Here is a 25,816-nt window from a genome sequence, read left to right on the forward strand (position 1 = left end):
GATGAGGACTCCCACCCCCTTGAGGGGTTAAGGCTCCCAGTAGACGACTGGGTTGATAGGCCGGATGTGGAAGCCCAGTAATGGGTGGAGCTGACCGGTACTAATAAGCCGAGGGCTTGTCCATAGGTTGCTCGCGTCCACTGTGTAGTTCTGAAACAACGAACCCCGGCCCCCTGCCGTTTGTGGGGTGGCTGGTGCCGGTTCGACAGTTTCATAGTGTTTCGGTGGTCATAGCGTTAGGGAAACGCCCGGTTACATTCCGAACCCGGAAGCTAAGCCTTTCAGCGCCGATGGTACTGCAGGGGGGACCCTGTGGGAGAGTAGGACGCCGCCGAACAAATATTGAGAGCCGTGCCCCTGGACCCAGTCCGGGGGCACGGCTCTTTGTCGTATCCACACCCGTTGTTCATGTTCAGATCAGCAACGCATCACCCGTTGCGGTGATCCTTGCGGGAACCGGGTAAGTGGAGGTGGGCCTGATGCAGCAGTTCCTGGTCCAGGGTGCTGAAGTAGCCGCGCTGGAGGACGAGTTCTCGTCCGCGGTGGAGGGGCGCCATGCCGTTGCGGTGGACTCGGCGACCTCCGGGCTGCAGCTGGCGCTGCTCTCGCTCGGCATCGGTGCCGGCGAGGAAGTGATCCTGCCGTCGTTCGCGCCCGTGGAGTCCGCGGCCGCCGTGCGGCGGGCCGGTGCGGTGCCGGTCTTCGCGGACATCGACCCGCTGACGTTCTGCCTGGACCCGGAGGCCGTCGCCGCCGCGATCACGCCCCTCACGGTGGCGATCCTGCCGGTGCACCTCTTCGGGCACCCCGCGGCCGTCGACCAGATCACCGACATCGCCGCCCGGCACGGCCTGGCGATCATCGAGGACGCCACCCAGGCGCAGGCGGCCACGCTGGCCGGCCGCCGGGTCGGCACCTACGGCGTGCTGAGCGTGTTCGCCGTCCAGGAGGGTGCCGTGGTGACCACGGAGCACCCCGAACTGGCCGGTGCCGTCAAGCGGCTTCGGGACACCGCCCACGCCGACGCCCGGATGGCCGACCGCAAGGCCTCCGTGGGCCGCGGGGCGCTGGCGAAGCTGGCCGGTGCCGTTGCCCGGCAGCGGGCCAACTGCCGTTACCTGGACTCGGCCCTGACCGGTGTCCTGGTGCCCTACGTGGAGCCCGGCGCCCACCACGTCTACCACCGCTACACGGTGCGCATACCGGGGAACGGCCGCCCGGACCGGGACGCCTTCGCGATGGCCCTGGCCGCGCGGGGCGTACAGGCGAACGTGAGCATCCCGACGCCTGTGCACCGGATGCCCGAGTACCGGTCGAGTTCGTTCCTGCCCAAGACCGAGAAGGCGGCCGGCGAGACGCTGTCGCTGCCCGTCCACCCGGGCCTGACCGAGAAGGAGTTGGAGCGGATGGCCGCGGCGTGCAACACGCTGGGCGGTCTGCTCTGATCCCGGGCTGTTCCGGTCGGGCCGTACGTCGCGCGGATTTCCGAACCTGGGCCCGTATGGGTTAAGATCCTTCACGTCGACACGCCCCAATAGCTCAGTCGGCAGAGCGTCTCCATGGTAAGGAGAAGGTCTACGGTTCGATTCCGTATTGGGGCTCTGATACAGGAAAGGCCCCCGCCTCACGGCGGGGGCCTTTCCTGTTTTCGGCGCCTTCGGCGAACTGCCCTCCGTCAGGCGGGCAGTTCCGGTTCCGGGACGCGCATCGTCAGGATGGCCATGTCGTCGGAGGGCGCGTCCGACGCGAAGCGCTCCACGGCCCGCTGGATACGCGCCGCGACGGCGCCCGCGGTGAGGCCCGTGCAGGTGGCCAGGACGTCGGCGAGACCGTCGTCGCCGAGCATGCGGGTGCCCTCGCGGCGTTCGGTGACGCCGTCGGTGACGCAGAGCAGGACGTCGCCGGGGTCGAGGGTGACGGTCTGCTCGACGAGTTCGAGGTCCTCGATGACGCCGAGGAGCGGCTGCGGTTCCGCGGCCGGTTCCACGACACCGCTCTGCCGCAGTCGCAGCGGCAGCGGGTGGCCGGCGCAGACGACCTTCAGGACGGCGCTGCCGTCGTTCTGCGGCCACATCTCGCCGTAGAGGAGGGTGAGGAAGCGGCTGCGGGCCCCCTCGTCCAGGATGGCCGCGTTGAGGCGTTCCAGGACGGACGGGCCGCTGAAGCCCTCCCGGGCGAGCAGACGCAGCGCGTGCCGGGCGAGACCGGTCACGGCGGCGGCCTCCGGGCCCGTGCCGCACACGTCGCCGATGGCGAAGCCCCAGCAGCCGTCGCGGATCGGGAACACGTCGTAGAAGTCGCCGCCGACCTCGTTGCCCTCGCCGGCGGCGCGGTAGACGACCTCGACCTCGACGCCGGGGATCACCGGCAGGCCGGGCGGCAGCAGACTGCGCTGGAGGGACTGGCTGATGGCCGTTCGCTCGCTGTAGAGGCGGGCGTTGTCCAGGGCGAGGGCGGCCCGGCGCGACAGGTCCTCTGCGAGTTCCAGGATCTCCTGGCGGAAGCGCTCGTCGGCGGACTTGCCGAGGGTGAGCATGCCGATGACGCGGTTGCGGGCCACCAGCGGCAGGACGACCGTCTCGCCGCCGACGGCGGCGGCGGTCGCCAGGGCCGTCCCCGGGCCCGTCGCGGGCCGTCCGGCATCACCGAGGCCCAGGCTGCGCAGGGAGGCGCGCAGGGCGCTGGAGTGGGCGGCGTCGGAGGGCGCGGTCCACGCACGGGCGCCGGGGGTGGGGTCGGGGTCGGGAGGGGCGAGGCGGGAGAGCAGGGCCTTGATGCCGTCGATGCGGTCCTCGTCCTCGTGCAGGACGAAGGCGAGTTCGGGTTCCGAGGCCTGGTCGGCGATCGTGTAGACGGCGCACCAGTTGGCCAGGGTGGGCACGGTCATCTGGGCCATCAGGGCCAGCGTCTGGTCGCGTTCGAGGGTGCCCGCCAGCAGGTCGGAGGCCTCCACCAGGAAGGAGAGCGAGCCTCTGCGCAGCCGTTCGAGCTCGGTGAGGCGGGCGCTCTCCACCGCCAGCGCGATGCGGTCGGCGGCGAACTGCAGCCGCAGCGCCTCCTCGTTGGTGTAGCGGCCGGGGCTCTCCGCGGCGACGCCGAGCGAACCGGTGAGGCGGCCCTCGACCTTGAGGGGGACGGTGACGACGGAGCGCATGCCGGTGCCGGCGAGCAGCGGTACGGCGCCGGGGACCGCCGTGAGGTCCTCGTGGACGGCGGGCATGCGGGCGCTGCCGTAGCGGCCGGTGCCGGCCTCGACGGGGACGCGCGCGAAGCGCTGCCGGGCGGAGGGGAGGCCGGTGGAGGCGCGCACCTCCAGCTCGGTCTCGTCGTCGGTGGCGAGCAGCAGGTAGGCGGCGTCTCCGTCGAGCATGTCGCGGGCGCGTTCCACGGTGCGCTGCAGCAGCCCGTCGAGGTCGTCGGGGGCGGGGGAGCCGATGAAGGACTCGAAGGGGTCCACGGCCTTGCCGCGTTCGGCGCCGCGCTCGACGGCGACCATGCCGCGGCCGGGGTTCTGCAGGACGGCGCGCTCGTCCTCGCGCACCAGCAGGCACACGGTGGACGGCTCGCCGGAGGTGTTGCGGACCCGCAGGTGCGTGCCGTACACGGGGAGGATCCGGCCGTCGGCGTCGCGGACGCCGTAGCTGCCCTCCCAGCGGGACAGCCGCAGGGCCTCGGCGATGCCGTGGCCGGTGCCGGGGGTCTGCGGCCAGGCGGCGAAGTCGCCGAGCGGCTTGCCGGTGACCTGGTCGCCGGGGTGGCCGAAGAGTTCGGCGGCGTCCTGGTTCCAGCGGGTGATGATGCCGCCGCGGTCGACCTGGACGACGGCGACGCGGACCCGCTCGTCGGCCAGCGGCAGCGCCTGTACGGGCAGGGCCGGGCCCGCGGAACGGGTGCCGGCGGGACGCTGGGGGAGGTCCAGGCGGAACCAGACGTGCTTGTTGGCCGCGGTGTACTCCACGCCCCAGCGGCTGGCCAGCGCCGAGCACAGGAGCAGCCCGCGGCCGCCCTCGTGGTCGGGGTGGATCTGCTTCTTGGCGTCGTGGAGAGGAAGCTCACGTTCCGGGTAGCGGTCGGAGACCTCGATCCGTACGGCGGACTCGAAGCGCAGGCACTGGACGTCCGCGGCGGTGCCGGCGTGGACCACGGCGTTGGTGACGAGTTCACTGGTGAGGACGACGGCGTCGTCGACCACCTCGGAGAAGCCCCAGCCCTGGAGCGTGTCGCGGACGAACGCGCGTGCGGTGGCGACCGAGCGTCCCACGGGTTCGAAGGTGGCCGCTGCCCGCGCCGTGATCACAGATCTCCTTGTTTGTCCCGGGACGTCACCATTCGTCGTCCGCTGTACTGTCACCACCGGCCCCCACTTCGAGGTGTACGCCCGGCCCAAGGTGGGCAACCGCATGCCAGGTTACTTACCCCCGGCGACCGCGTGTGTGCCGGTTGGGGGTGTTCCTGCCCCGATCATGACGCCGGTCATATGCGATGCTGCCGAACTGTTATGGCCGGGCCCGGGCATGGTGAAACACTGGTCATGCCTGAACGAGGCACCTGCAGGTCGGTCGACCCTCCGGGAGGGACACGGTGGAGTCTGGCGCATCGGCGCGAGGCGGCGCGGCATCCGCGGCGAAGCGGGGCGGTTCCGCACGCGTCAAGAACGTGCGGTCGCGTACGAGCGGGGCGGGTTCGGGGACCGTCGAGGTCGACTCGGCGGCCCTGCACAGGCTGCTGTCGGCGTTGGAGTCCATGCGGGACGGCAACTTCCGCAAGAGGCTGACGGTCACCGGCGACGGGGTCATGGCGGAGATCTCCGCGGTGTTCAACGAGGTCGCCGACCGCAACCAGCACCTCACCGGGGAGCTGGCGCGGGTGCGCCGGGTCGTGGGCCGGGAGGGCAAGCTCGCGGAGCGCCTGGAGACGGGGGCGTGCGAAGGCGCCTGGGCGGCGGCCATCGACGCCTCCAACGCGCTCGTGGACGACCTCGTGCGCCCCATGTCCGAGGTCGGCCGGGTGCTGTCGGCGGTCGCGGAGGGCGACCTGGAGCAGCGGATGGACCTGCGCGCGCAGGGCGCCGACGGTTCCGGGCATCCGCTGCGCGGAGAGTTCCTCAAGGTGGGCCGTACCGTCAACGGGCTGGTCGACCAGCTGTCCACGTTCACCGACGAGGTGACCCGGGTGGCGAGCGAGGTCGGCACCGAGGGCAAGCTCGGCGGTCAGGCGCGGGTGCGCGGCATGTCCGGCTCGTGGAAGGACCTCACGGACTCGGTCAACACCATGGCGTCCCGTCTGACGGCCCAGGTGCGTGACATCGCCCTCGTCACGACGGCGGTCGCCAAGGGCGACCTGTCGCGCAAGGTCACCGTGCACGTGGCCGGCGAGATGCTGGAGCTGAAGAACACCGTCAACACGATGGTCGACCAGCTCTCCTCCTTCGCCGCGGAGGTGACCCGCGTCGCCCGCGAGGTGGGCACCGAGGGCCAGCTGGGCGGCCAGGCCAAGGTGGCCGGGGTCGACGGCGTGTGGAAGGACCTCACGGACTCCGTCAACCTGATGGCCGGCAATCTGACGGCCCAGGTGCGTGACATCGCGCAGGTGACCACCGCGGTCGCCAACGGCGACCTGTCGCAGAAGATCACCATCGGCGCCCGCGGCGAGGTCGCGCAGCTCGCCGAGACCGTCAACGCGATGACCGAGACGCTGCGCACCTTCGCCGACGAGGTGACCCGTGTCGCGGGCGAGGTCGGCGCGGACGGCCGGCTCGGCGGCCAGGCGCAGGTGCCGGGCGCGGCGGGTATCTGGAAGGACCTCACCGACTCGGTGAACACCGCGTTCCGCAACCTGACGGGCCAGGTGCGGGACATCGCGCAGGTGACGACGGCGGTCGCCAACGGCGACCTGTCGCAGAAGGTCACGGTGGACGTCTCCGGCGAGATGCTGGAGCTGAAGAACACCGTCAACACGATGGTCGACCAGCTGTCGGCCTTCGGTGCCGAAGTGACCCGAGTGGCGCGTGAGGTCGGCGTCGAGGGAGAGCTGGGCGGCCAGGCGCAGGTGCCGGGTGCGGCGGGTCTGTGGAAGGACCTGACGGATTCGGTGAACACCGCGTTCCGCAACCTGACGGGCCAGGTCCGCAACATCGCGCAGGTGACGACGGCGGTCGCCAACGGGGATCTGTCGCAGAAGGTCACGGTGGACGTCTCCGGCGAGATGCTGGAGCTGAAGAACACCGTCAACCGCATGGTGGACCAGCTGTCCTCGTTCGCCGGACAGGTCACGCGCATGGCCCGGGACGTGGGCACGGAGGGCCGCCTCGGCGGTCAGGCCCGCGTCGACGGCGTGAGCGGCGTGTGGAAGGAGTTGACGGACTCCGTCAACTTCATGGCGGGCAACCTCACCTCGCAGGTGCGCCAGATCGCCCAGGTGACGACGGCGGTGGCCCGCGGCGACCTCTCCCAGAAGGTCGACGTCGACGCGCGCGGCGAGATCCTGGAGCTGAAGAACACCATCAACACGATGGTCGACCAGCTCTCCTCCTTCGCGGAGCAGGTGACCCGGGTGGCCCGCGAGGTGGGCACCGAGGGCCGGCTCGGCGGCCAGGCGCAGGTGCCCGGGGTGGCCGGCGTGTGGCGCGACCTCACCGACTCCGTGAACGGCATGGCGGGCAACCTGACCGCGCAGGTCCGCAACATCGCCCAGGTGGCCACCGCGGTGGCCCGCGGCGACCTCTCCCAGAAGATCGACGTCGACGCGCGCGGCGAGATCCTGGAGCTGAAGAACGTCCTCAACACGATGGTCGACCAGCTCTCGTCCTTCGCGGAGCAGGTGACCCGGGTGGCCCGCGAGGTGGGCACCGAGGGCATCCTCGGCGGCCAGGCCGAGGTGAAGGGCGTGTCGGGCACCTGGAAGGACCTGACGCAGTCCGTCAACTTCATGGCGAACAACCTCACCATGCAGGTCCGCAACATCGCCGAGGTCACCACCGCGGTCGCCCAGGGCGACCTGTCCAAGAAGATCACCGTCGACGCCAAGGGCGAGATCCTCGCCCTGGTCACCACCGTCAACACGATGGTCGACCAGCTGTCCGCGTTCGCCGACGAGGTGACCCGGGTGGCCCGCGAGGTGGGCACCGAGGGCCAGCTGGGCGGCCAGGCCCGCGTGCGGGACGTCTCCGGCATCTGGAAGGACCTCACCGACAACGTCAACCTGATGGCCAACAACCTGACCAGCCAGGTGCGTTCGATCTCCTCCGTCGCCACCGCCGTCGCCAACGGCGACCTCACCAAGAAGATCACCGTCGAGGCGCGCGGCGAGGTCGCGCAGCTCGCCGAGACCATCAACACGATGGTCGACACGCTCTCCGCCTTCGGTGACGAGGTGACCCGGGTGGCCCGCGAGGTGGGCACCGACGGCATCCTCGGCGGTCAGGCCCGCGTGCCGGGCGTGTCCGGCTCGTGGAAGGACCTCACCGAGTCGGTGAACAACATGGCCTCCAACCTGACCGGCCAGGTCCGCAACATCGCCATGGTCACCACCGCGGTCGCCCGCGGAGACCTGTCCAAGAAGATCGACGTCGACGCGCACGGGGAGATCCTGGAGCTGAAGACGACCATCAACACGATGGTCGACCAGCTGTCCGCCTTCGGTGACCAGGTGACCCGGGTGGCCCGCGAGGTGGGCACCGAGGGCCGCCTGGGCGGCCAGGCCCGCGTGCCGGGCGTCTCCGGCATCTGGAAGGACCTCACCGAGTCGGTGAACCTGATGGCGAACAACCTGACCCGCCAGGTGCGCAACATCGCCCAGGTGGCCACCGCGGTGACCCGCGGCGACCTCAACATCCGCACGGACGTGGACGCGGCGGGCGAGATCCTGGAGCTCCAGGACTACATCAACACCATGATCGTCCGACTCCGCGAGACCACGCTCGCCAACAAGGAGCAGGACTGGCTCAAGGGCAACCTCGCCCGCATCTCCGGTCTGATGCAGGGCCGCCGCGACCTCAACGACGTGGCGGCGCTCATCATGAGCGAGCTGACCCCGGTGGTCTCCGCCCAGCACGGCGCCTTCTTCATCGCGGAGGAGCCGGCCGGCGGGGAGGAGATCGACGAGGGCTACGAGCTGCGGCTGAGCGGCTCGTACGGCTTCTCCAAGCGGACGATGCCGACGGTGTTCCTGCCCGGGGAGGGGCTGATCGGCACGGCCGCCGTCGAGAAGCGCTCGATCCTGGTGGAGGACGTGCCGCCGGGCTACCTGAGGATCTCCTCCGGTCTCGGCGAGGCGCCGCCGGCCCATGTCATCGTGCTGCCGGTGGTGTTCGAGGACCGGGTGCTCGGTGTCATGGAGCTGGCCTCCTTCCAGCCGCTCACCCAGATCCAGAAGGACTTCCTCGGCCAGATCACCGACATGATCGCGGTCAGCGTGAACACCATCAGCGTGAACACCAAGACCGAGTACCTGCTGGAGCAGTCGCAGGAGCTGACCGAGCAGCTGCGGGAGCGCTCGGCGGAGCTGGAGAACCGGCAGAAGCAGCTGGAGATGTCCAACACGGAGCTGGAGGAGAAGGCGGAGCTGCTGGCCCGCCAGAACCGGGACATCGAGGTGAAGAACACCGAGATCGAGGAGGCCCGGCAGGTCCTGGAGGAGCGCGCCGAGCAGCTGGCCGTCTCGATGCGCTACAAGTCCGAGTTCCTGGCCAACATGTCGCACGAGCTGCGCACCCCGCTCAACTCGCTGCTCATCCTGGCCAAGCTGCTCGCGGACAACGTCGAGGGCAACCTCTCCCCGAAGCAGGTCGAGTTCGCCGAGACGATCCACGGCGCCGGCTCGGACCTGCTGCAGCTCATCAACGACATCCTGGACCTGTCCAAGGTCGAGGCGGGCAAGATGGACGTCAGCCCGACCCGCATCGCCCTGGTCCAGCTGGTCGACTACGTGGAGGCGACCTTCCGGCCCCTCACGGCCGAGAAGGGCCTGGACTTCTCGGTACGGGTCTCCCCGGAGCTGCCCGCCACGCTCCACACCGACGAGCAGCGGCTGCTGCAGGTGCTGCGCAACCTGCTGTCGAACGCGGTCAAGTTCACCGACAGCGGCTCGGTCGAACTGGTCATCCGCCCGGCCGGCCCCGACGTGCCGCAGGTGATCCGGGAGCAGTTGCTGGAGTCCGGCTCGCTGCGGGGCGCGGACGAGCCGCTGATCGCCTTCTCGGTGACCGACACGGGCATCGGCATCGCGGCGAGCAAGATGCGGGTCATCTTCGAGGCCTTCAAGCAGGCGGACGGCACGACCAGCCGCAAGTACGGCGGTACGGGCCTGGGCCTGTCCATCAGCCGGGAGATCGCCCGGCTGCTCGGCGGCGAGATCCACGCCGACAGCCAGCCCGGCCGCGGCTCGACCTTCACCCTCTACCTGCCGCTCAACACCACCGAACTGCCGCCCCAGGGCTACCTGCAGCTCCCCGGCGGCGAGACCGCGGAACTCGAGGGAGCAGCGGTCGAGCCGCTCCACGCCCCGGCGCACGGCCACGTGGCGGTGCGCGGCCGGGGCGCGGGCAGCAGCCTGTCCCGGCTGCGCCGGCGTTCGGCGGCGACACCGCGCCCCGCGGCGGCCGCCGGGCCGGTGGAACGCGCCACGCTGCCCGAGTCGTGGGTGGAGGGCGCGCACAGCGACGCCTACACCGGCTTCGCGGGCGGGTTCAGCGGTGAGAAGGTGCTCATCGTCGACGACGACATCCGCAACGTCTTCGCGCTCACCAGCGTGCTGGAGCAGCACGGGCTGACCGTGCTGTACGCGGAGAACGGCCGGGAGGGGATCGAGGTCCTGGAGCAGCACGACGACGTCGCCGTGGTGCTGATGGACATCATGATGCCCGAGATGGACGGTTACGCGACCACGGCCGCGATCCGCAGGATGCCCCAGTTCGCCGGGCTGCCGATCATCGCGCTGACGGCGAAGGCGATGAAGGGCGACCGGGAGAAGAGCATCGAGTCCGGGGCGTCCGACTACGTCGCCAAGCCGGTGGACACCGACCACCTGCTCGCGGTGATGGAGCAGTGGATGCAGTCCAGGTGACGCCGCGTCGGGCGCCACGTTGGGTGGCCCGGCGGGCAACGGACGGTGAACGTCCATGACTCGGCGTGTGTGAAGAGGTGTGGGAGTGCGGGATTCTGGGAACCTTCTGGTCCCTGCTTGCGTTTCTGCTACGTGCACAGTGACATGGCGGTGACAGGGTGTGGCGGACAGCGGGGTGCGGCTACCATGACCGGCACAAGGACGGGCGGCACTCAGGAGTCGTCCATGGGGGCGGCGACCGGTGCAGTGCCGGGGCGAGGAGGGCGGGCCATGGTGCAGAAGGCCAAGATCCTCCTGGTCGATGACCGGCCGGAGAATCTGCTGGCGCTGGAGGCCATCCTCTCCGCGCTCGATCAGACCCTGGTGCGGGCATCGTCCGGGGAGGAGGCGCTCAAGGCGCTGCTCACCGACGACTTCGCGGTGATCCTGCTCGATGTCCAGATGCCGGGCATGGACGGGTTCGAGACCGCGGCGCACATCAAGCGTCGCGAACGCACCCGCGACATCCCGATCATCTTCCTGACCGCCATCAACCACGGGCCGCACCACACCTTCCGCGGCTACGCGGCCGGCGCGGTGGACTACATCTCCAAGCCCTTCGACCCGTGGGTGCTGCGCGCCAAGGTCTCGGTCTTCGTCGAGCTCTACATGAAGAACTGCCAGTTGCGCGAGCAGGCCGCCCTGCTCCGGCTGCAGCTGGAACAGGGCGCTCGCGCCGGCGGCAACGGCTCCAAGGAGCCCGTGGGCCTGCTCGCCGAGCTCTCCGCGCGGCTCGCCGCCGTGGAGGAGCAGGCGGAGGCGCTGTCCAAGCAGCTCGACGAGTCCGCGGACGCGGCGGCGGTGGCCACGGCCGCCCACCTGGAGCGGAAGCTGACCGGACTGCGCCGCGCGCTGGACGCGCTGGAGCCCGGCACGGGCGGCGGCGACAAGAAGATTCCCCCGCAGGAGTGAAGCATGTGCGCCACTTGATGCAGAGTCATCCTTGGCGCACCAGGGTCACGACACGAATGGCGGTATGCGTGGGCACGCGTGTCGTGCGCGGGGCGGAACGGTAACCTCACCATCATGGCCTCACGTACGTCCGGCACCGCCAAGAAGGCTGCCGCCAAACCTGCGGCCAAGCCCGCGGCGAAGAAGGCCCCCGCGAAGAAGGCGGCGGCCAAGAAGCCGCCCGCCAAGGCGGCGGCGGCCAAACCCGCGCCGAAGCCCGCGCCGTCCCCCACGGGGGGCGTCTACCGGCTCGCGCGAGCGGTCTGGCTCGGCCTGGCGCACACCGTGGGCGCGCTCTTCCGCGGCGTCGGGCGCGGCGCGCGCGGTCTGGACCCGGCGCACCGCAAGGACGGCCTGGCGCTGCTGCTGCTCGGCCTCGCGCTGGTCGTGGCCACCGGCACCTGGTCGGATCTGCGCGGACCGGTGGGCGACCTGGTCGAGATCCTGATCACGGGGCTGTTCGGGCGGCTGGACCTGCTCGTGCCGTTCCTCGTCGGGGCCGTCGTCTGGCGGCTGATGCGCCATCCGCAGAAGTCCGACGCGAACGGGCGCATCGTCATCGGCCTGACCACCCTCAGCGTCGGCGTGCTGGGACTGGTGCACATCGGCTGCGGTTCCCCCGGACGGGGCCAGGGCGCCGACGCGATCCGCGACGCGGGCGGGCTCATCGGCTGGGCGGCGTCCGCTCCGCTCGGCTACACCGTCGGCGCGCCCCTGGCGGTGGCGCTGCTGGCGCTGCTCACCTTCTTCGGGCTGCTCGTCACCACCGCGACCCCGGTCAACGCCATTCCCCGGCGGCTGCGCGAACTGGGCATCCGGCTGGGCCTGGTGGAGGAACACGGCACCGCCACGGCCGAGGACGACTCCGTGCCCTTCAGCGACCTGCTGGAGGAGGCCGCTCCCCAGGACGGCACGGAGAAGGCGCGCCGCCGCTCCAGGCGCCGCCAGGAGCCGACGGAACTCCCCGATCTCACGCCCGGCGACGGCCTGGACGCGGTCGACCTCGCCTATGGTGTCGCCGCCGACCTCGACGGCGCCCTCACCTACGGAGTGCCCGGCTCCTCGGTCGTCGCGGACCTCGTCACCCACTCCATGCCGCCGGAGCGGGGCACCGGTGAGGACGGCGCCGACGAGGACGCGGGCCGGTCCGTGCCCGACCTCACCAAGGCCGCGGCGCCCGGCAGCGAGGGCACGGCGCTGCCGCCGCGCGCCGAACAGCTCCAGCTGTCCGGCGACATCACCTACGGCCTGCCGTCCCTGGACCTGATGGAGCGCGGCGGTCCCGGACGCACCCGCAGCGCCGCCAACGACGCCGTGGTCGAGTCGCTGACGAGCGTCTTCTCGCAGTTCAAGGTCGACGCGCGGGTCACCGGGTTCACCCGCGGCCCGACGGTGACGCGCTACGAGGTGGAACTCGGCCAGGCCGTCAAGGTCGAGCGGATCACGGCCCTCGCCAAGAACATCGCGTACGCCGTGGCCAGTCCGGACGTACGGATCATCAGCCCGATCCCCGGCAAGTCGGCGGTCGGCATCGAGATCCCCAACAGCGACCGGGAGATGGTCAACCTCGGCGACGTCCTTCGCTCCGCGGACGCGGCCGGCGAGGAGCACCCGATGACGGTGGCCCTCGGCAAGGACGTCGAGGGCGGCTACGTCATGGCCAACCTCGCGCGGATGCCGCACATCCTCGTGGCGGGCGCCACCGGGTCCGGCAAGTCCTCCTGCATCAACTGCCTGATCACCTCGATCCTGGCGCGTGCCACACCCGACGAGGTGCGGATGGTGCTGGTCGACCCCAAGCGCGTCGAGCTGACCGCGTACGAGGGCATCCCGCACCTCATCACGCCGATCATCACCAACCCCAAGCGGGCCGCCGAGGCGCTGCAGTGGGTCGTGCGCGAGATGGACCTGCGCTACGACGACCTGGCGGCCTACGGCTTCCGGCACATCGACGACTTCAACGCGGCCGTGCGCAGCGGCAAGGCGAAGCCGCCCGAGGGCAGCGAGCGGGAGCTCGCGCCCTACCCCTACCTGCTGGTGATCGTGGACGAGCTCGCCGACCTGATGATGGTCGCGCCGCGGGACGTGGAGGACGCGATCGTCCGCATCACCCAGCTCGCCCGGGCCGCCGGCATCCACCTCGTGCTGGCCACCCAGCGGCCCAGCGTCGACGTCGTCACGGGCCTCATCAAGGCCAACGTGCCCTCCCGGCTGGCCTTCGCGACCTCCTCCCTCGCCGACAGCCGGGTCATCCTCGACCAGGCCGGCGCCGAGAAGCTGATCGGAAAGGGTGACGGGCTGTTCCTGCCGATGGGCGCGAACAAGCCGGTCCGCATGCAGGGCGCCTTCGTCACCGAGGACGAGATCCACGCCGTCGTCACCCACTGCAAGGCGCAGTTGACCCCCGCCTACCGTGACGACGTGGTCGTCGGCTCGGGCCCGAAGAAGGAGATCGACGAGGAGATCGGCGACGACCTGGACCTGTTGTGCCAGGCCGCGGAACTGGTCGTCTCCACGCAATTCGGCTCGACTTCGATGCTCCAGCGCAAACTGCGTGTCGGATTCGCGAAAGCGGGCAGGCTCATGGACCTGATGGAATCTCGCGGGATCGTCGGCCCCAGCGAGGGGTCGAAGGCCCGTGACGTACTGGTCAAGCCGGACGAGATGGACGGAGTGCTCGCCGTACTCCGCGGCGATGCCGGTTCGTAGCCGTTCCGTGGCTCACTCGTAAGTGGGCTGGGCGCAACCGTTGCTCCTGCCCGCACGTCAAGTTATTGCAGGGGGAAGGCGTATGGCCGACTGTCATCGGCGCCGGGAGAGACGGCAATCCTGATGGCGGACAAACGCCGCCCGCCCGCTTGCCCGTCCTTTTGCACACCCCCCTAGACTGAGTCTCCAGCAGGTGGCTGCACGCTCGAAAGGCGCCCCCGTGTCCATCGGCAACCCGCCCCCCGACGACCGGATCCCGGTCGGTCGAGCCCTCGCCCAGGCCCGCGTCGCCGCGGGTCTGACCGTCGACGAGGTCAGTACCACAACGCGTGTGCGCGCGCCCATCGTGCACGCGATCGAGCAGGACGATTTCTCGCGCTGCGGCGGCGACGTGTACGCCCGCGGCCACATCCGGGCGATCGCACGCGCCGTGGGCCTCGATCCCGAGGTCCTGATCGAGCAGTTCTCGGCGGAGCACGGCAGTGCGCCCGCCCCCACCCCCGTGGCGCCGCTGTACGAGGCGGAGCGGATGCGGTCGGAACCGCGCCGCCCCAACTGGACCGCGGCCATGGTCGCGGCGATCGTCGCCGTCGTCGGCTTCGTCGGCTTCACCCTCTTCAGCGGTGGTGAGGACGGCGGCAAGGAGCCGGTGGCGGGCAAGCCGAGTGCGGCGAGCCCGGCGGCCAAGCCGTCCGGCAACCCCACGAGCACCGCGCCGAGGCCGGAGCAGTCGGACAGCGCGATCGCCGCCGCTCCGGCCGACAAGGTCACCGTCAAGCTCACCGCCCCGAACGCCAAGAGCTGGATCCAGGCGGTGGACAGCAACGGAAGGCAGCTCTTCCAGGGCAGTCTGGAGCCGGGCGACTCCAAGACCTTCACCGACAAGAGCAAGATCAACCTCATCATCGGCAACGCGGGCGCGGTCAACCTCTTCGTCAACGGCAAGGACCTGGGACCCGCGGGTGACCCCGGTCAGGTCCAGCGCCTCACCTTCACCCCCGGCGACCCGGAAGCGGGGTGACGCCCGGCTTCTCGGGCGCGCACGGACACCGCGGCGCCCGGCGCGGGACAACCGTCCCGTCGCCGGGCGCCGCTGCGCGTCGGAGCCCCGTCGGGGACAAAGTAGGCTGAGCCTATGTCCGAACCCCGTACCGTCGCTCTTGTCACGCTCGGCTGCGCCCGTAACGAGGTGGATTCCGAGGAGCTCGCCGGCCGGCTGGCGGCGGACGGGTGGCAGCTCGTCGAGGACGCCGCCGCCGCCGACGTGGCCGTCGTGAACACCTGTGGCTTCGTCGAGGCCGCCAAGAAGGACTCCGTCGACGCCCTCCTGGAGGCCAACGACCTCAAGGGCCATGGGCGCACCCAGGCCGTGGTCGCGGTCGGCTGCATGGCCGAGCGCTACGGCAGCGAGCTGGCCGAGGCCCTGCCCGAGGCGGACGGCGTGCTCGGCTTCGACGACTACGCCGACATCTCCGACCGCCTGCAGACGATCCTGTCCGGCGGCGTCCACGCCTCGCACACCCCGCGCGACCGCCGCAAGCTGCTGCCGATCAGCCCGGCCGCCCGGCAGGCCGCGAGCGAGGTCGCGCTCCCCGGCCACGCGCAGACGGCCGAGGAGCCCGCCCCGGCCCCCGAGGACCTGCCCGAGGGCGTCGCGCCCGCCTCCGGGCCGCGCGCCCCGCTCCGCCGCCGCCTGGACAGCAGCCCGGTCGCCTCGGTGAAGCTGGCCTCCGGCTGCGACCGCCGCTGCTCGTTCTGCGCCATCCCGTCCTTCCGGGGTTCGTTCATCTCCCGCCGTCCCTCGGACGTGCTCGGCGAGACCCGCTGGCTGGCCGAGCAGGGCGTCAGGGAGGTCATGCTGGTCAGCGAGAACAACACCTCGTACGGCAAGGACCTCGGCGACATCCGGCTGCTGGAGACGCTGCTGCCGGAGCTGGCCGCCGTCGACGGCATCGAGCGGATCCGGGTCAGCTACCTGCAGCCCGCCGAGATGCGCCCGGGCCTGATCGACGTGCTCACCTCCACGCCGAAGGTCGCGCCGTACTTCGACCTGTCCTTCCAGCACTCCGCCCCCGGGGTGCTGCGCGCGATGCGCCGCTTCGGCGACACCGAGCGCTTCCTGGAGCTGCTGCACACCATCCGCTCCAAGGCGCCGGAGGCCGGGGTCCGCTCCAACTTCATCGTCGGCTTCCCCGGCGAGTCGGAGGCGGACCTGGAGGAGCTGGAGCGCTTCCTGGGCGCCGCGAGGCTGGACGCCATCGGCGTCTTCGGCTACTCCGACGAGGAGGGCACGGAGGCGGCCGGTTACGAGGGCAAGCTCGACGAGGACGTGGTCGCCGAGCGGCTGGCCCGGGTGTCCCGGCTGGCCGAGGAGCTGACCGCGCAGCGTGCCGAGGAACGGCTGGGCTCGACGGTGCACGTGCTGGTCGAGTCCGTCGACGAGGAGGAGGGGGCGGTCGGCCGCGGTGCCCACCAGGCGCCGGAGACCGACGGCCAGGTCGTCCTGACCTCCTCCGCGGGCCTGGTGCCCGGAACGTTCGTGGCGGCGAAGGTGGTGGACACCGAAGGCGTCGACCTCGTCGCCGAGCCGCTCGGCACGACGGAGGAGGCCGGCAGATGACGGGAGTCCCGGCGTCCGCGGCCGGCGACCACCGCTCCGCACCCGCCGTCCCGGCGGCAGCGGTCCGGCGGCCCTCGCTGTGGAACATCGCCAACGTCCTGACGATGGTGCGGCTGCTCCTGGTGCCGGGCTTCGTCATGCTGCTCGTGCACGACGACGGGCACGACCCGGCGTGGCGCTCCTTCGCGTGGGCGGCGTTCGCCATCGCGATGATCACCGATCTCTTCGACGGCGAGCTGGCCCGGCGCTACGGGCTGGTCACCGACTTCGGCAAGATCGCCGACCCGATCGCCGACAAGGCGATCATGGGTGCGGCGCTGATCGGGCTCTCCGCCCTCGGGGACCTGCCCTGGTGGGTCACCGCGGTGATCCTCTTCCGTGAGCTCGGCATCACGCTGATGCGGTTCTGGGTGATCCGCTGGGGCGTCATCCCGGCCAGCCGCGGCGGCAAGCTGAAGACGCTCACCCAGGGCGTCGCCGTCGGCATGTACATCCTGGTCCTCACCGGGCCGCTGGCGACGCTGCGGGCGGTGCTGATGGGCGCCGCGGTGGTGCTCACCGTCGTGACCGGCCTGGACTACGTGCGCCAGGCGGTCGTCATGCGCCGGGCCGGGCTCGCCGCGCAGCGCACGGCCGCCGCGCGCCGGGCGCACGAGGGGGCCGACGAGCCGGAGGGCGGGCTCGTGCAGGACGTCCCGCTGGAGCACCCGGAGGAGCAGGGACAGGGCGCGTGAACGCCGCCGCCGAGGTCCTGGGGCTGCTCGAGGAGCGGCGGCAGTGGCTCGCCGTCGCCGAGTCGCTGACCGGGGGCCTGGTGGCGGCAGAGCTGACCTCGGTGCCGGGCGCCTCCCGGTCCTTCCGGGGCTCGGTCACCGCGTACGCCACCGAGCTGAAGCGGGACGTGCTGGGCGTGGACGGCGCGCTGCTGGCCGAACGCGGTGCAGTCGACCCCGACGTCGCGCGCGCGATGGCGGAGGGCGTGCGGCGCGTGCTGCGCGCCGACTGGGGGCTGGCCACCACCGGTGTCGCCGGCCCCGACCCGCAGGACGGGCAGCCGGTCGGGACCGTCTACGTGGCGGTCGCCGGGCCGACCGGCTCGTGGTGCGAGAGACTGCAGTTGAACGGCGACCGTGCCGCGATCCGTACCACCACAGTGAACGCCGTTCTGACCCTCTTGCAGCAGACGCTTCTGACGGGCCGGGGAACACCCGGCGAATCCCCGGCGGCGAAGGGTAGGGAAGACAGCGGGGGGCAGGGATGTTTGCAGCCCTGAGTGAACACGTCATCGCTCCCCGCACGGCCGGTGTCGGAGGCGGTACGGTGGGGCAAGAAGGTTGCGAATTCGCGGTCCGAGGAGGGAGCCACCGATGATTCTGCTCCGTCGCCTGCTCGGTGACGTGCTGCGTCGGCAGCGCCAGCGTCAGGGCCGCACCCTGCGTGAGGTCTCCTCATCCGCCCGGGTCTCCCTGGGCTATCTGTCGGAGGTCGAACGAGGGCAGAAGGAGGCTTCCTCCGAACTGCTCTCCGCGATCTGTGACGCCTTGGACGTCCCGATGTCCGAGGTGATGCGGGAGGTCAGCGACGATCTGGCGCTTGCCGAACTCGCCGAGTCGGCTGCTGTCGAGTCGGCAGCCGCGCCTATGCGGCCGCTGCTGGGCGCGGTTCCGTCCGTACCGTCCGGTCCGGACGAGCGGGTCACCATCAAGGCGCCGAAGGCGCCCACCGAGGCCGTGGACGTCGTCGCGGCCTGAGCGACACAAGCAGTCCCGAACCGTGGCCCCGGCCGGTGGAGAACCGGCCGGGGCTTCGGCGTGTCCGCGTTTGGTCCGCGGATCCGGGGAAGGCGCCCCTGTGGCGGGTCCGCCCTGGAGGTGGCCCCGCGACGCCAGGCGATTCCCGAGGAGGAGCAGCATGACCGTCGTGAAGAGCACGCTGCCCGAGGCCGACCGCAAGATCGTCGGAGAGGCCCTGCAGCACACCCTCACCGACCTGATCGACCTGTCGCTCGTGGCCAAGCAGGTGCACTGGAACGTGATCGGGGCGCGGTTCCGGTCCGTCCACCTCCAGCTCGACGACGTGGTGACCACGGCGCGGACCTACGCCGACACCGTCGCGGAGCGGGCGGCCGCGATCGGGGTGACGCCGGACGGGCGTGCGGGGACGGTGTCCAAGAGCAGCAGGATCGACGAGGTGCCGGACGGGTGGATCAAGGACGAGAAGGTGGTCGCGGTCATGATCGCGGCACTGGACGCCGTGATCAGGCGGGTGCGCCAGGGGATCGGGACGACGGAGAAGCCCGACCCGGTGAGCCAGGACATCCTGATCGGCCTCGCCGCCGAGCTCGAGAAGCACCACTGGATGTTCCAGGCGGAGAACGTCTAGAAATCGTCCGGGCCTCGTCCGGGCCGGGTGGGGAGTCGACGGACGCTTTGGCGCCCGGTCGCCCTGGGTTGCCCTCAGGCGGGGAAATGTCGCAGGTAGTAGCCGTGCATGTCCTCCTTCCGGGTGAACGTTGTGCGGGGTGGGGCGGCTGAGGTCTAGCGATCTTGCGGGAAGGGGATCGCACCTGTGTACGGGGAAAGCCCGGGATCGGATCCCTGGTGATTCCCGCCGCAACCTCGGGGCTCCGAAGGAGGCGGCCATGCATGTTCTCCGCCTGTTTCACGAGCTGTGGGCCCGGCGGCCGGTCCGCTGGGCGATCGCTTTCGTCGCGGGTGTGGTGTGGTGGTGGGCCCTGCTGAGGCTCATCGTCCAGCCCGCGCAGGCAGGCTCCTTCGAGGGCCTGGTCGTCGCCGGTGGCTGGGGGCTCAGCATCGTCCCCCTGCACACGGCGAGGTGGTCACGGGGATCGTCATCGGCCGCCAGGGCGGCCGTCCGCGAGGTTGAGGGCCCGGTGCCGGGAGAACTGCCGGGAAGACTGCCGGGACCCCGAAGTCAGTCACTACCAGGGCATGACGACGCCCCCGTTGGGGCGCAGGATCTGGCCGGTCGTGAAGGCTGAGGCGTCGGAGGCCAGGAAGAGCACGGTGTGCGCCACGTCCAGGGGATCGCCCACGCGCCCCAGGGGCGCGGCGCGCACCAGGGCCTCCTCGGCGCGGGCCTGGGCCCGCTCGTCGAAGCGGCCGTCGGGGCCGGTGCCGTAGTGGCTGGTCATCGGTGTGCGGACGAAGCCGGGCGCCACGGCATTGGCCCGTACTCCGCGGGGCCCCAGCTCCGTGGCGAGGGTCCGGGTCAGCTGTACCACGGCGGCCTTGGAGACGCTGTAGCAGAGCAGCCCGCGGGCGCCGGTGTCGATGGCGCCGGAGGCCATGGTGACGATGCTGCCGGCGCCACGTTCGGCCATCGGCCGGGCGGCCTCGCGGGCGCAGTGCAGGACCCCCTTGAAGTTCACCGACAGCACCCGGTCCAGGTCGGCGTCGTCGGTGTCCAGGACGGTGCTGGAGTGCATGACGCCCGCGATGGCCGCCAGCACGTCCAGGCGTCCGTGGGCGGCCACGGTGGCCGCGACGGCCTCCGCGACCTGCGCGCGGTCGGTGACGTCCACGGCGCGCGCCTCCGCCGCGCCGCCGGCCTTCACGGCCAGTTCGGCGGTGTGCCGGGCACCGGGCCCGTCCACGTCCGCGCAGACGACGGTGGCCCCCGCCTGGGCGAGCAGCAGCGCCGAGGCCCGGCCGATGCCGCCGGCGGCACCGGTGACCAGGGCGGTGCGCCCGGTGAGGTCGTACGCCGGTACGGTCATGCGGCGACGGTACGACCGGATCTGACGGTCCGTCAATCAGTGTGACCGCGGCGCGGACGCGGGTGCGGGCGCCGGCGCGGGACCGCGCTGGCAGCGCGGGCACCAGTACGTCACCCGGGTCTGGCCGGGCGGCCCCAGCTCGGCGACGCGGATCGCCGTCCCGCACCGCAGGCAGTCGTGCCGGCCGCGGCCGTACACCCAGTGCGTCCGGCCGCGCCGGGTGTCGCCCGTGGTGATGTGGCCGTGCCGGGTCTTGTTGGCCTGCAGCAGTTTCCTGGCGAGCGCGACGATCCGTTCGGGCTCGGGGACCTCGCCGACCGGCATCCAGGGTGTGACACCGCGCAGGAAGCACACCTCGCACTTGTACACGTTGCCTATGCCCGCCAGATTGCGCTGGTCCAGCAGCGCGTCCCCGACCGGCCGGGCCGGGTCGGCGGTGAGCCGGCGCACCGCCTCCTGCGGATCCCAGTCCGGGCCCAGCAGATCCGGGCCGAGATGGCCGACGGCCCGGTCCTCCTCGGCGGTGCGCAGCAGCTCCAGCACGGGCAGCCGGTAACCGACCGCGACCCGCTCGGCATTGGCGAGGACCGCGCGGACCTGGTGGTCGGGGCCGCCCCGCCAGCGCTCGCCGGGCGCGTACAACTGCCAGGAACCGTCCATGCGCAGATGCGAGTGGAGGGTCATCCCGCCCTCTACCCGGATCAGCAGGTGCTTGCCGCGGGCCACGACCTCCTCCACGTGGCGTCCCGACAGGTCGGTCGTCGCCAGCCGCGGCACGCGCAGGTCCGCGCGGAGCAGGACGTGCCCCGCCAGCGCCCAGTGCAGCCGGTGTGCGGCCAGCCAGATCGTGTCGCCCTCGGGCACGGATCCCCCTGTTCCCGTCGTTCCTGTTCAGGCCCGCAGCCGCAGACCGCGGGGTGTCGCGTGGAAGCCGGCCGCCTCCAGGGAGCGGCCCAGCACCGAGGTCAGGGCGGACTCGCCGTTGGTGCGTTCCACCGTGAGCCGGCCGAGTGCGCCGTCGCGTACGGCCAGGGCGAGTGCGTCGGCGGCCGCCTGCAACCGCTCCTCGTCCGCGCCGCCGCCTGAGCCGTCTCCCAGGCCGTCGCCCTCCGCCGGGGAGGGGCCGGGCCATGCCAGCAGGGTCTTGCCGCCGCGCTCCACGTACAGCGTGAGCTCTCCGTCGACCAGGACGACCAGGGCCCCCGCCTTGCGTCCCGGCCGGTGGCTCACCCCGGCGGGCTGCTCGGGCCAGGGCAGGGCGGCACCGTAGGCGTTGGCCGGGTCGGCGGCGGCCAGCACCACGGTGCGGGCCTTCTCGTGCCGGGCGTCCTCGCGGTCCCGCGCGTTGCTGATGGCCCGCAGCCGGTCCACGGCTCCGTCCATGGCGAACTGGGCCGCGCCCAGCCCCTCCACGACATAGCCGCGGCGCGCCTGGCCGGTCTCCTCGAAGGCCGACAGCACCCGGTACGCGGCCGAGAAGCCGCCCTCCACGCCCTCGGCGGCCACCGCGCCGCGGGTGACCACGCCGTGCCGGTCCAGCAGGGTATGGGTGAGCGCGTGCGCCCGGTGCGTCGCGTCGGACTCGGCGGCCGGCACCAGGGACCAGCGGCCCGCGGTCGTCGGCGGGCCGCCCCGAGAGGCCGTCACCCGGGGCGCGGGCCGGCCGGTGCGGGCCGTGAAGGCGCCGTAGCGGCCACGGGGCACCGCGCGGGGCGCCCGGTGGGCGGTGGAGCCCGCCGTACGGCCGGAGCCGAGCAGCGCGCGCAGCGGCGCGAGCGTGTCATTGGTCAGCCGGCCGGACCAGGCCAGCTCCCAGACCACCTCGGCCAGTTCCGGATCGGACACCTCGTGCCCGGCGGCGCCGACCTGCTCGGAGATCTGCCGGAAGAACAGCCCGTAGCCGCCCGAGAGCCCGTCCAGGACCGCGCGGTGCACCGGGGAGAGCTCCAGGGGCTGCGGCTGCGGCAGCAGCAGGGGCGCGGTGTCGGCGAGGTACAGCGACACCCAGCCGTCCTTGCCCTGCAGGGCGCCGGCCCCCGCCCACACGACCTCGCCCGCGGAGGTGAGCTCGTCCAGCATCGCCGGGGTGTAGTCCGCCACCCGGGCGGGCAGGACGAGCTTCTCCAGGGCCGAGGCGGGGACCGCCGCGCCCTGGAGCTGCTCCACGGCCCGCACCAGGCCGTCGAGGCCCCGCAGGCTGTGCGTGCCCACGTGCTGCCACTGCGGCAGGAAGGTGGCCAGGGTGGTCGGCGGCACGGGTTCCAGTTCGTGCCGCAGCGCCGCCAGCGAGCGCCGCCGAAGCCGCCGCAGCACACCGGCGTCGCACCACTCGTGGCCCGCGCCGTCCGGCCGGAACTCTCCCTGCACGACCCGCCCGGACGCGGCGAGCCGGTGCAGGGTGCCGTCGGCGACGGCGGTGCCCAGGCCGAAGCGCCGGGCGGCCTCGGCCGAGGTGAACGGCCCGTGCGTACGGGCGTAGCGGGCCAGCAGATCGGCCAGGGGGTCCTTGACCGGCTCGGTGAAGGCCTCCGGCACACCGACCGGCAACGCGGTCCCCAGGGCGTCCCGCAGCCGCCCGGCGTCCTCCACGGCGGCCCAGTGCTCCACGCCCGCGACGCGGACCCTGATCGCCCGGCGCGCGCTCTCCAGCCCCGCCGCCCAGTCCGGCTCCGCTCCGCGGGCGGCCAACTCGGCGTCGTCCAGCGGGCCCAGCACCCGCAGCACGTCGGCGACGCCCTCGGGGCCCTTGATCCGCCGGTCCTCCGTGAGCCACTGCAGCTCGCGCTCCAGCTCCACCATGACGTCGGCGTCGAGCAGTTCGCGCAGCTCGGCCTGGCCCAGGAGCTCCGCCAGCAGCCGGGAGTCCAGCGAGAGCGCCGCGGCGCGGCGCTCGGCCAGGGGCGAGTCGCCCTCGTAGAGGAACTGGGCCACGTAGCCGAAGAGCAGCGACTTGGCGAACGGCGACGGCTCGGGCGTCGTCACCTCGACCAGCCGTACCTTGCGGGACTCGACGTCGCCCATCAGCTCGACCAGCCCGGGGACGTCGAAGACGTCCTGCAGGCACTCGCGGACGGCCTCCAGCACGATCGGGAACGAACCGAACTCCGAGGCCACCTGGAGCAGCTGGGCGGCCCGCTGGCGCTGCTGCCACAGCGGCGTGCGCCTGCCCGGGTCGCGGCGGGGCAGCAGCAGCGCCCGGGCCGCGCACTCCCGGAACCGGGACGCGAACAGCGCGGAACCGCCGACCTGGTCGGTGACGAGCTGCTCGACCTCGCCCTTGTCGAAGACGACGTCGGCGGCGCCGACCGGCGACTGTTCTGCGTCGTACTCGCTGCCCTGCCTGGCCGGGTCCACGTCCAGCAGGTCAAGGCCCATCAGGTCCGCGTCCGGCAGGCGCAGCACGATCCCGTCGTCGGCGTGCATCACCTGCGCGTCGAAGCCGTACCGCTCACCGAGCCGGGCGCCCAGCGCGAGCGCCCACGGCGCGTGGACCTGGGCGCCGAAGGGGGAGTGGACGACCACCCGCCAGTCGCCCAGCTCGTCCCGGAAGCGCTCCACCACGATGGTGCGGTCGTCGGGTACATGGCCGCACGCCTTGCGCTGCTCCTCCAGGTAGGCCAGCACATTGTCGACCGCCCACGGGTCCAGGCCCGCCGCGGCCAGCCGTTCCCGGCCCTTCCGCGGCTCCAGGGCGGCGACCTCGCGCAGGAAGGCGCCCAGGGCGCGGCCCAGTTCGAGGGGGCGGCCGAGCTGGTCGCCCTTCCAGAAGGGCAGCCGCCCCGGCACACCCGGGGCGGGCGAGACCAGCACGCGGTCGCGGGTGATGTCCTCGATCCGCCACGAGGTCGTGCCCAGCGTGAAGACATCGCCCACCCGGGACTCGTAGACCATCTCCTCGTCCAGCTCGCCGACCCGGCCGCCGCCCTTCTTCGGGTCGGCGCCGGCCAGGAACACCCCGAACAGCCCGCGGTCGGGGATGGTGCCGCCCGAGGTCACCGCCAGGCGCTGGGCGCCCGGCCGGCCCGCCACCGTGTTGGCCACCCGGTCCCACACCACGCGCGGCCGCAGCTCGGCGAAGGCGTCCGACGGATAGCGCCCGGCCAGCATGTCCAGCACCGCGGTGAACGCCGAGTGCGGCAGGGCCGCGAAGGGCGCGGCCCTGCGCACCACCGCCAGCAGCTCGTCGACGTCCCACGTGTCCAGCGCCGTCATCGCGACCAGCTGCTGCGCCAGGACGTCCAGGGGGTTGGACGGGACGCGCAGCGCCTCGATCGCGCCCTCCCGCATCCGCTCGGTGACGACCGCCGACTGCACCAGGTCACCGCGGTACTTGGGGAAGACCACGCCCGTCGAGACCGCCCCCACCTGGTGACCGGCCCGGCCCACGCGCTGCAGCCCGGACGCCACCGAGGGCGGCGACTCCACCTGGACGACCAGGTCCACCGCGCCCATGTCGATGCCCAGCTCCAGGCTGGACGTGGCGACGACGGCCGGCAGCCGCCCGGCCTTGAGGTCCTCCTCCACCAGGGCGCGCTGCTCCTTGGAGACCGAGCCGTGGTGCGCCCTGGCCAGCACCGGCGGCGCACCGCGCGCCGCCCCGGACTGCGCCATGATCTCCGCGGGCGGCGCGCCCTCGGGCAGGGGCTCGCCCGTGGCCCGCTCGTACGCGATCTCGTTGAGCCGGTTGCACAGCCGCTCGGCCAGGCGGCGCGAGTTGGCGAAGACGATCGTGGACCGGTGGTCCTGCACGAGGTCGGCGATGCGCTCCTCGACGTGCGGCCAGATCGAGGGCCGGGGGTCGTCGCCCTCGGTGGCGGGGGAGCCGCCGAGCTCGCCCAGGTCCTCGACGGGGACGACCACCGACAGGTCGAACTCCTTCTGCGACGGGGGCTGGACGACCGTCACCTTGCGCTGGGGCGACAGGAAGCGCGCCACCTCGTCCACCGGGCGGACCGTCGCCGACAGGCCGATACGCCGCGCGGGGCGCTCCAGCAGCTCGTCGAGCCGCTCCAGCGACAAGGCCAGGTGCGCGCCGCGCTTCGTCCCGGCGACGGCGTGCACCTCGTCCAGGATCACCGTCTCGACGCCGCGCAGCGACTCCCGGGTCGAGGAGGTCAGCATGAGGAACAGCGACTCGGGGGTCGTGATCAGGATGTCCGGCGGCCGGGTCGCCAGAGCGCGCCGCTCGGCGGCAGGGGTGTCGCCCGAGCGGATCCCCACCCGCACCTCGGGCTCCGGCAGCCCCAGCCGGACGGACTCGTGCCGCAGACCGGTCAGCGGACTGCGCAGATTGCGCTCCACGTCGACGGCGAGCGCCTTCAGCGGCGACACGTAGAGCACACGGCAGCGGCGCTTGGCCTCGGCGGGCGGCGGCGTCGACGCCAGCCGGTCCAGGGCGGCCAGGAACGCCGCGAGCGTCTTGCCGGAGCCGGTGGGGGCCACCACGAGCACGTCGGACCCGCCGGCGATCGCCCGCCACGCCCCCGCCTGGGCGGCGGTGGGCGCATCGAAGGCCCCCGTGAACCACGCGCGCGTGGCGGGGGCGAACGCGTCGAGGGCCCCCGCGGGATCCTGCTCCTGCGGGGTGCCACCGCTGCTCCGTCGCGACATGCCATCCATCCTGCCTCGCCGCACTGACAAACCGCCCCCGTCCGGTGCCCGCACCGCCTTTCCCCGGCGGGTTCGGCGCAGAATGG

14 protein-coding genes, 1 tRNA gene and 2 rRNA genes are annotated in these 25,816 nt (G+C 72.1%); 13 read left to right on the forward strand and 4 right to left on the reverse strand.

The features are described from left to right. The 4 genes from CHF15_RS36990 to CHF15_RS37005 form a co-directional block, all read left to right on the forward strand. A 23S ribosomal RNA gene (locus CHF15_RS36990) occupies positions 1–124 on the forward strand; the annotation flags it as partial. Between the two features lie 96 nt (positions 125–220). Continuing rightward, a 5S ribosomal RNA gene (gene rrf / locus CHF15_RS36995) occupies positions 221–337 on the forward strand. 142 nt (positions 338–479) lie between these two features. Next, a complete protein-coding gene (locus CHF15_RS37000) occupies positions 480–1,445 on the forward strand; it encodes a DegT/DnrJ/EryC1/StrS family aminotransferase (RefSeq protein ID WP_143681722.1) in 966 nt (321 codons plus the stop codon). Between the two features lie 83 nt (positions 1,446–1,528). Beyond that, a tRNA-Thr gene (locus CHF15_RS37005) sits at positions 1,529–1,601 on the forward strand. A gap of 74 nt (positions 1,602–1,675) precedes the next feature. Here CHF15_RS37005 and CHF15_RS37010 read toward each other — a convergent pair. Beyond that, positions 1,676–4,297, reverse strand: a complete 2,622-nt coding sequence (locus tag CHF15_RS37010; protein WP_089228326.1) for a SpoIIE family protein phosphatase — start codon at positions 4,295–4,297, stop codon at positions 1,676–1,678. A gap of 284 nt (positions 4,298–4,581) precedes the next feature. On the opposite strand from CHF15_RS37010, the gene CHF15_RS37015 reads away from it, so the two are divergent. From CHF15_RS37015 to CHF15_RS37055, 9 genes are all read left to right on the forward strand, one after another. After that, positions 4,582–10,062 (forward strand): HAMP domain-containing protein, encoded by a 5,481-nt coding sequence (locus CHF15_RS37015; protein ID WP_410169681.1) that lies wholly within the window; start codon positions 4,582–4,584, stop codon positions 10,060–10,062. Between the two features lie 270 nt (positions 10,063–10,332). Further along, positions 10,333–11,013 (forward strand): response regulator, encoded by a 681-nt coding sequence (locus CHF15_RS37020; protein WP_089228328.1) that lies wholly within the window; start codon positions 10,333–10,335, stop codon positions 11,011–11,013. A gap of 114 nt (positions 11,014–11,127) precedes the next feature. After that, entirely contained in the window at positions 11,128–13,761 is a 2,634-nt protein-coding gene (locus CHF15_RS37025) for a DNA translocase FtsK (protein ID WP_089228329.1), read from the forward strand. 220 nt (positions 13,762–13,981) lie between these two features. Beyond that, positions 13,982–14,782, forward strand: a complete 801-nt coding sequence (locus tag CHF15_RS37030; protein ID WP_089228330.1) for a helix-turn-helix domain-containing protein — start codon at positions 13,982–13,984, stop codon at positions 14,780–14,782. A gap of 114 nt (positions 14,783–14,896) precedes the next feature. Continuing rightward, positions 14,897–16,381 (forward strand): 30S ribosomal protein S12 methylthiotransferase RimO, encoded by a 1,485-nt coding sequence (gene rimO, locus CHF15_RS37035; RefSeq protein ID WP_089228331.1) that lies wholly within the window; start codon positions 14,897–14,899, stop codon positions 16,379–16,381. Beyond that, a complete protein-coding gene (gene pgsA, locus CHF15_RS37040; RefSeq protein ID WP_089228332.1) occupies positions 16,378–17,115 on the forward strand; it encodes a CDP-diacylglycerol--glycerol-3-phosphate 3-phosphatidyltransferase in 738 nt (245 codons plus the stop codon). Before rimO ends, pgsA begins: the two co-directional genes overlap by 4 nt. After that, complete coding sequence (locus CHF15_RS37045; RefSeq protein ID WP_089228333.1) at positions 17,112–17,654, forward strand: CinA family protein; 543 nt, start codon at positions 17,112–17,114, stop codon at positions 17,652–17,654. The genes pgsA and CHF15_RS37045 overlap by 4 nt, the downstream gene beginning before the upstream one ends. Before the next feature lie 94 nt (positions 17,655–17,748). Further along, positions 17,749–18,132, forward strand: coding sequence for a helix-turn-helix domain-containing protein (locus tag CHF15_RS37050; RefSeq protein ID WP_089228334.1), 384 nt, complete (start codon positions 17,749–17,751; stop codon positions 18,130–18,132). 160 nt (positions 18,133–18,292) lie between these two features. Beyond that, positions 18,293–18,763, forward strand: a complete 471-nt coding sequence (locus CHF15_RS37055; protein ID WP_089228335.1) for a Dps family protein — start codon at positions 18,293–18,295, stop codon at positions 18,761–18,763. Between the two features lie 559 nt (positions 18,764–19,322). Here the strand turns inward: CHF15_RS37055 and CHF15_RS37060 are convergent. Genes CHF15_RS37060 through CHF15_RS37070 form a run of 3 tightly spaced genes read right to left on the reverse strand, consistent with a single transcriptional unit; the run spans position 19,323 to position 25,730 of the window. Next, positions 19,323–20,120 (reverse strand): SDR family NAD(P)-dependent oxidoreductase, encoded by a 798-nt coding sequence (locus CHF15_RS37060; RefSeq protein ID WP_089228336.1) that lies wholly within the window; start codon positions 20,118–20,120, stop codon positions 19,323–19,325. Between the two features lie 36 nt (positions 20,121–20,156). Beyond that, positions 20,157–20,984, reverse strand: coding sequence for a DNA-formamidopyrimidine glycosylase family protein (locus CHF15_RS37065; protein ID WP_179280126.1), 828 nt, complete (start codon positions 20,982–20,984; stop codon positions 20,157–20,159). Positions 20,985–21,011: 27 nt separating this feature from the next. Then, positions 21,012–25,730 carry an ATP-dependent helicase gene (locus tag CHF15_RS37070; protein WP_089228337.1) on the reverse strand — a complete coding sequence of 1,573 codons (4,719 nt, stop codon included), beginning with the start codon at positions 25,728–25,730 and terminating at the stop codon, positions 21,012–21,014. Positions 25,731–25,816 lie beyond the last annotated feature (86 nt).

The sequence above is a fragment of the Actinacidiphila glaucinigra genome, from assembly GCF_900188405.1.
Taxonomy (GTDB): Bacteria; Actinomycetota; Actinomycetes; order Streptomycetales; family Streptomycetaceae; genus Actinacidiphila; species Actinacidiphila glaucinigra.

Bases quoted from the DNA above. Each gene is read 5' to 3' on its own strand.
- CHF15_RS37000 (WP_143681722.1), top strand. From the start codon at position 480: ATGCAGCAGTTCCTGGTCCAGGGTGCTGAAGTAGCCGCGCTGGAGGAC.
- CHF15_RS37020 (WP_089228328.1), top strand. From the start codon at position 10,333: ATGGTGCAGAAGGCCAAGATCCTCCTGGTCGATGACCGGCCGGAGAAT.
- CHF15_RS37025 (WP_089228329.1), top strand. From the start codon at position 11,128: ATGGCCTCACGTACGTCCGGCACCGCCAAGAAGGCTGCCGCCAAACCT.
- rimO (WP_089228331.1), top strand. From the start codon at position 14,897: ATGTCCGAACCCCGTACCGTCGCTCTTGTCACGCTCGGCTGCGCCCGT.
- pgsA (WP_089228332.1), top strand. From the start codon at position 16,378: ATGACGGGAGTCCCGGCGTCCGCGGCCGGCGACCACCGCTCCGCACCC.
- CHF15_RS37050 (WP_089228334.1), top strand. From the start codon at position 17,749: ATGATTCTGCTCCGTCGCCTGCTCGGTGACGTGCTGCGTCGGCAGCGC.
- CHF15_RS37055 (WP_089228335.1), top strand. From the start codon at position 18,293: ATGACCGTCGTGAAGAGCACGCTGCCCGAGGCCGACCGCAAGATCGTC.
- CHF15_RS37060 (WP_089228336.1), bottom strand. From the start codon at position 20,120: ATGACCGTACCGGCGTACGACCTCACCGGGCGCACCGCCCTGGTCACC.
- CHF15_RS37070 (WP_089228337.1), bottom strand. From the start codon at position 25,730: ATGTCGCGACGGAGCAGCGGTGGCACCCCGCAGGAGCAGGATCCCGCG.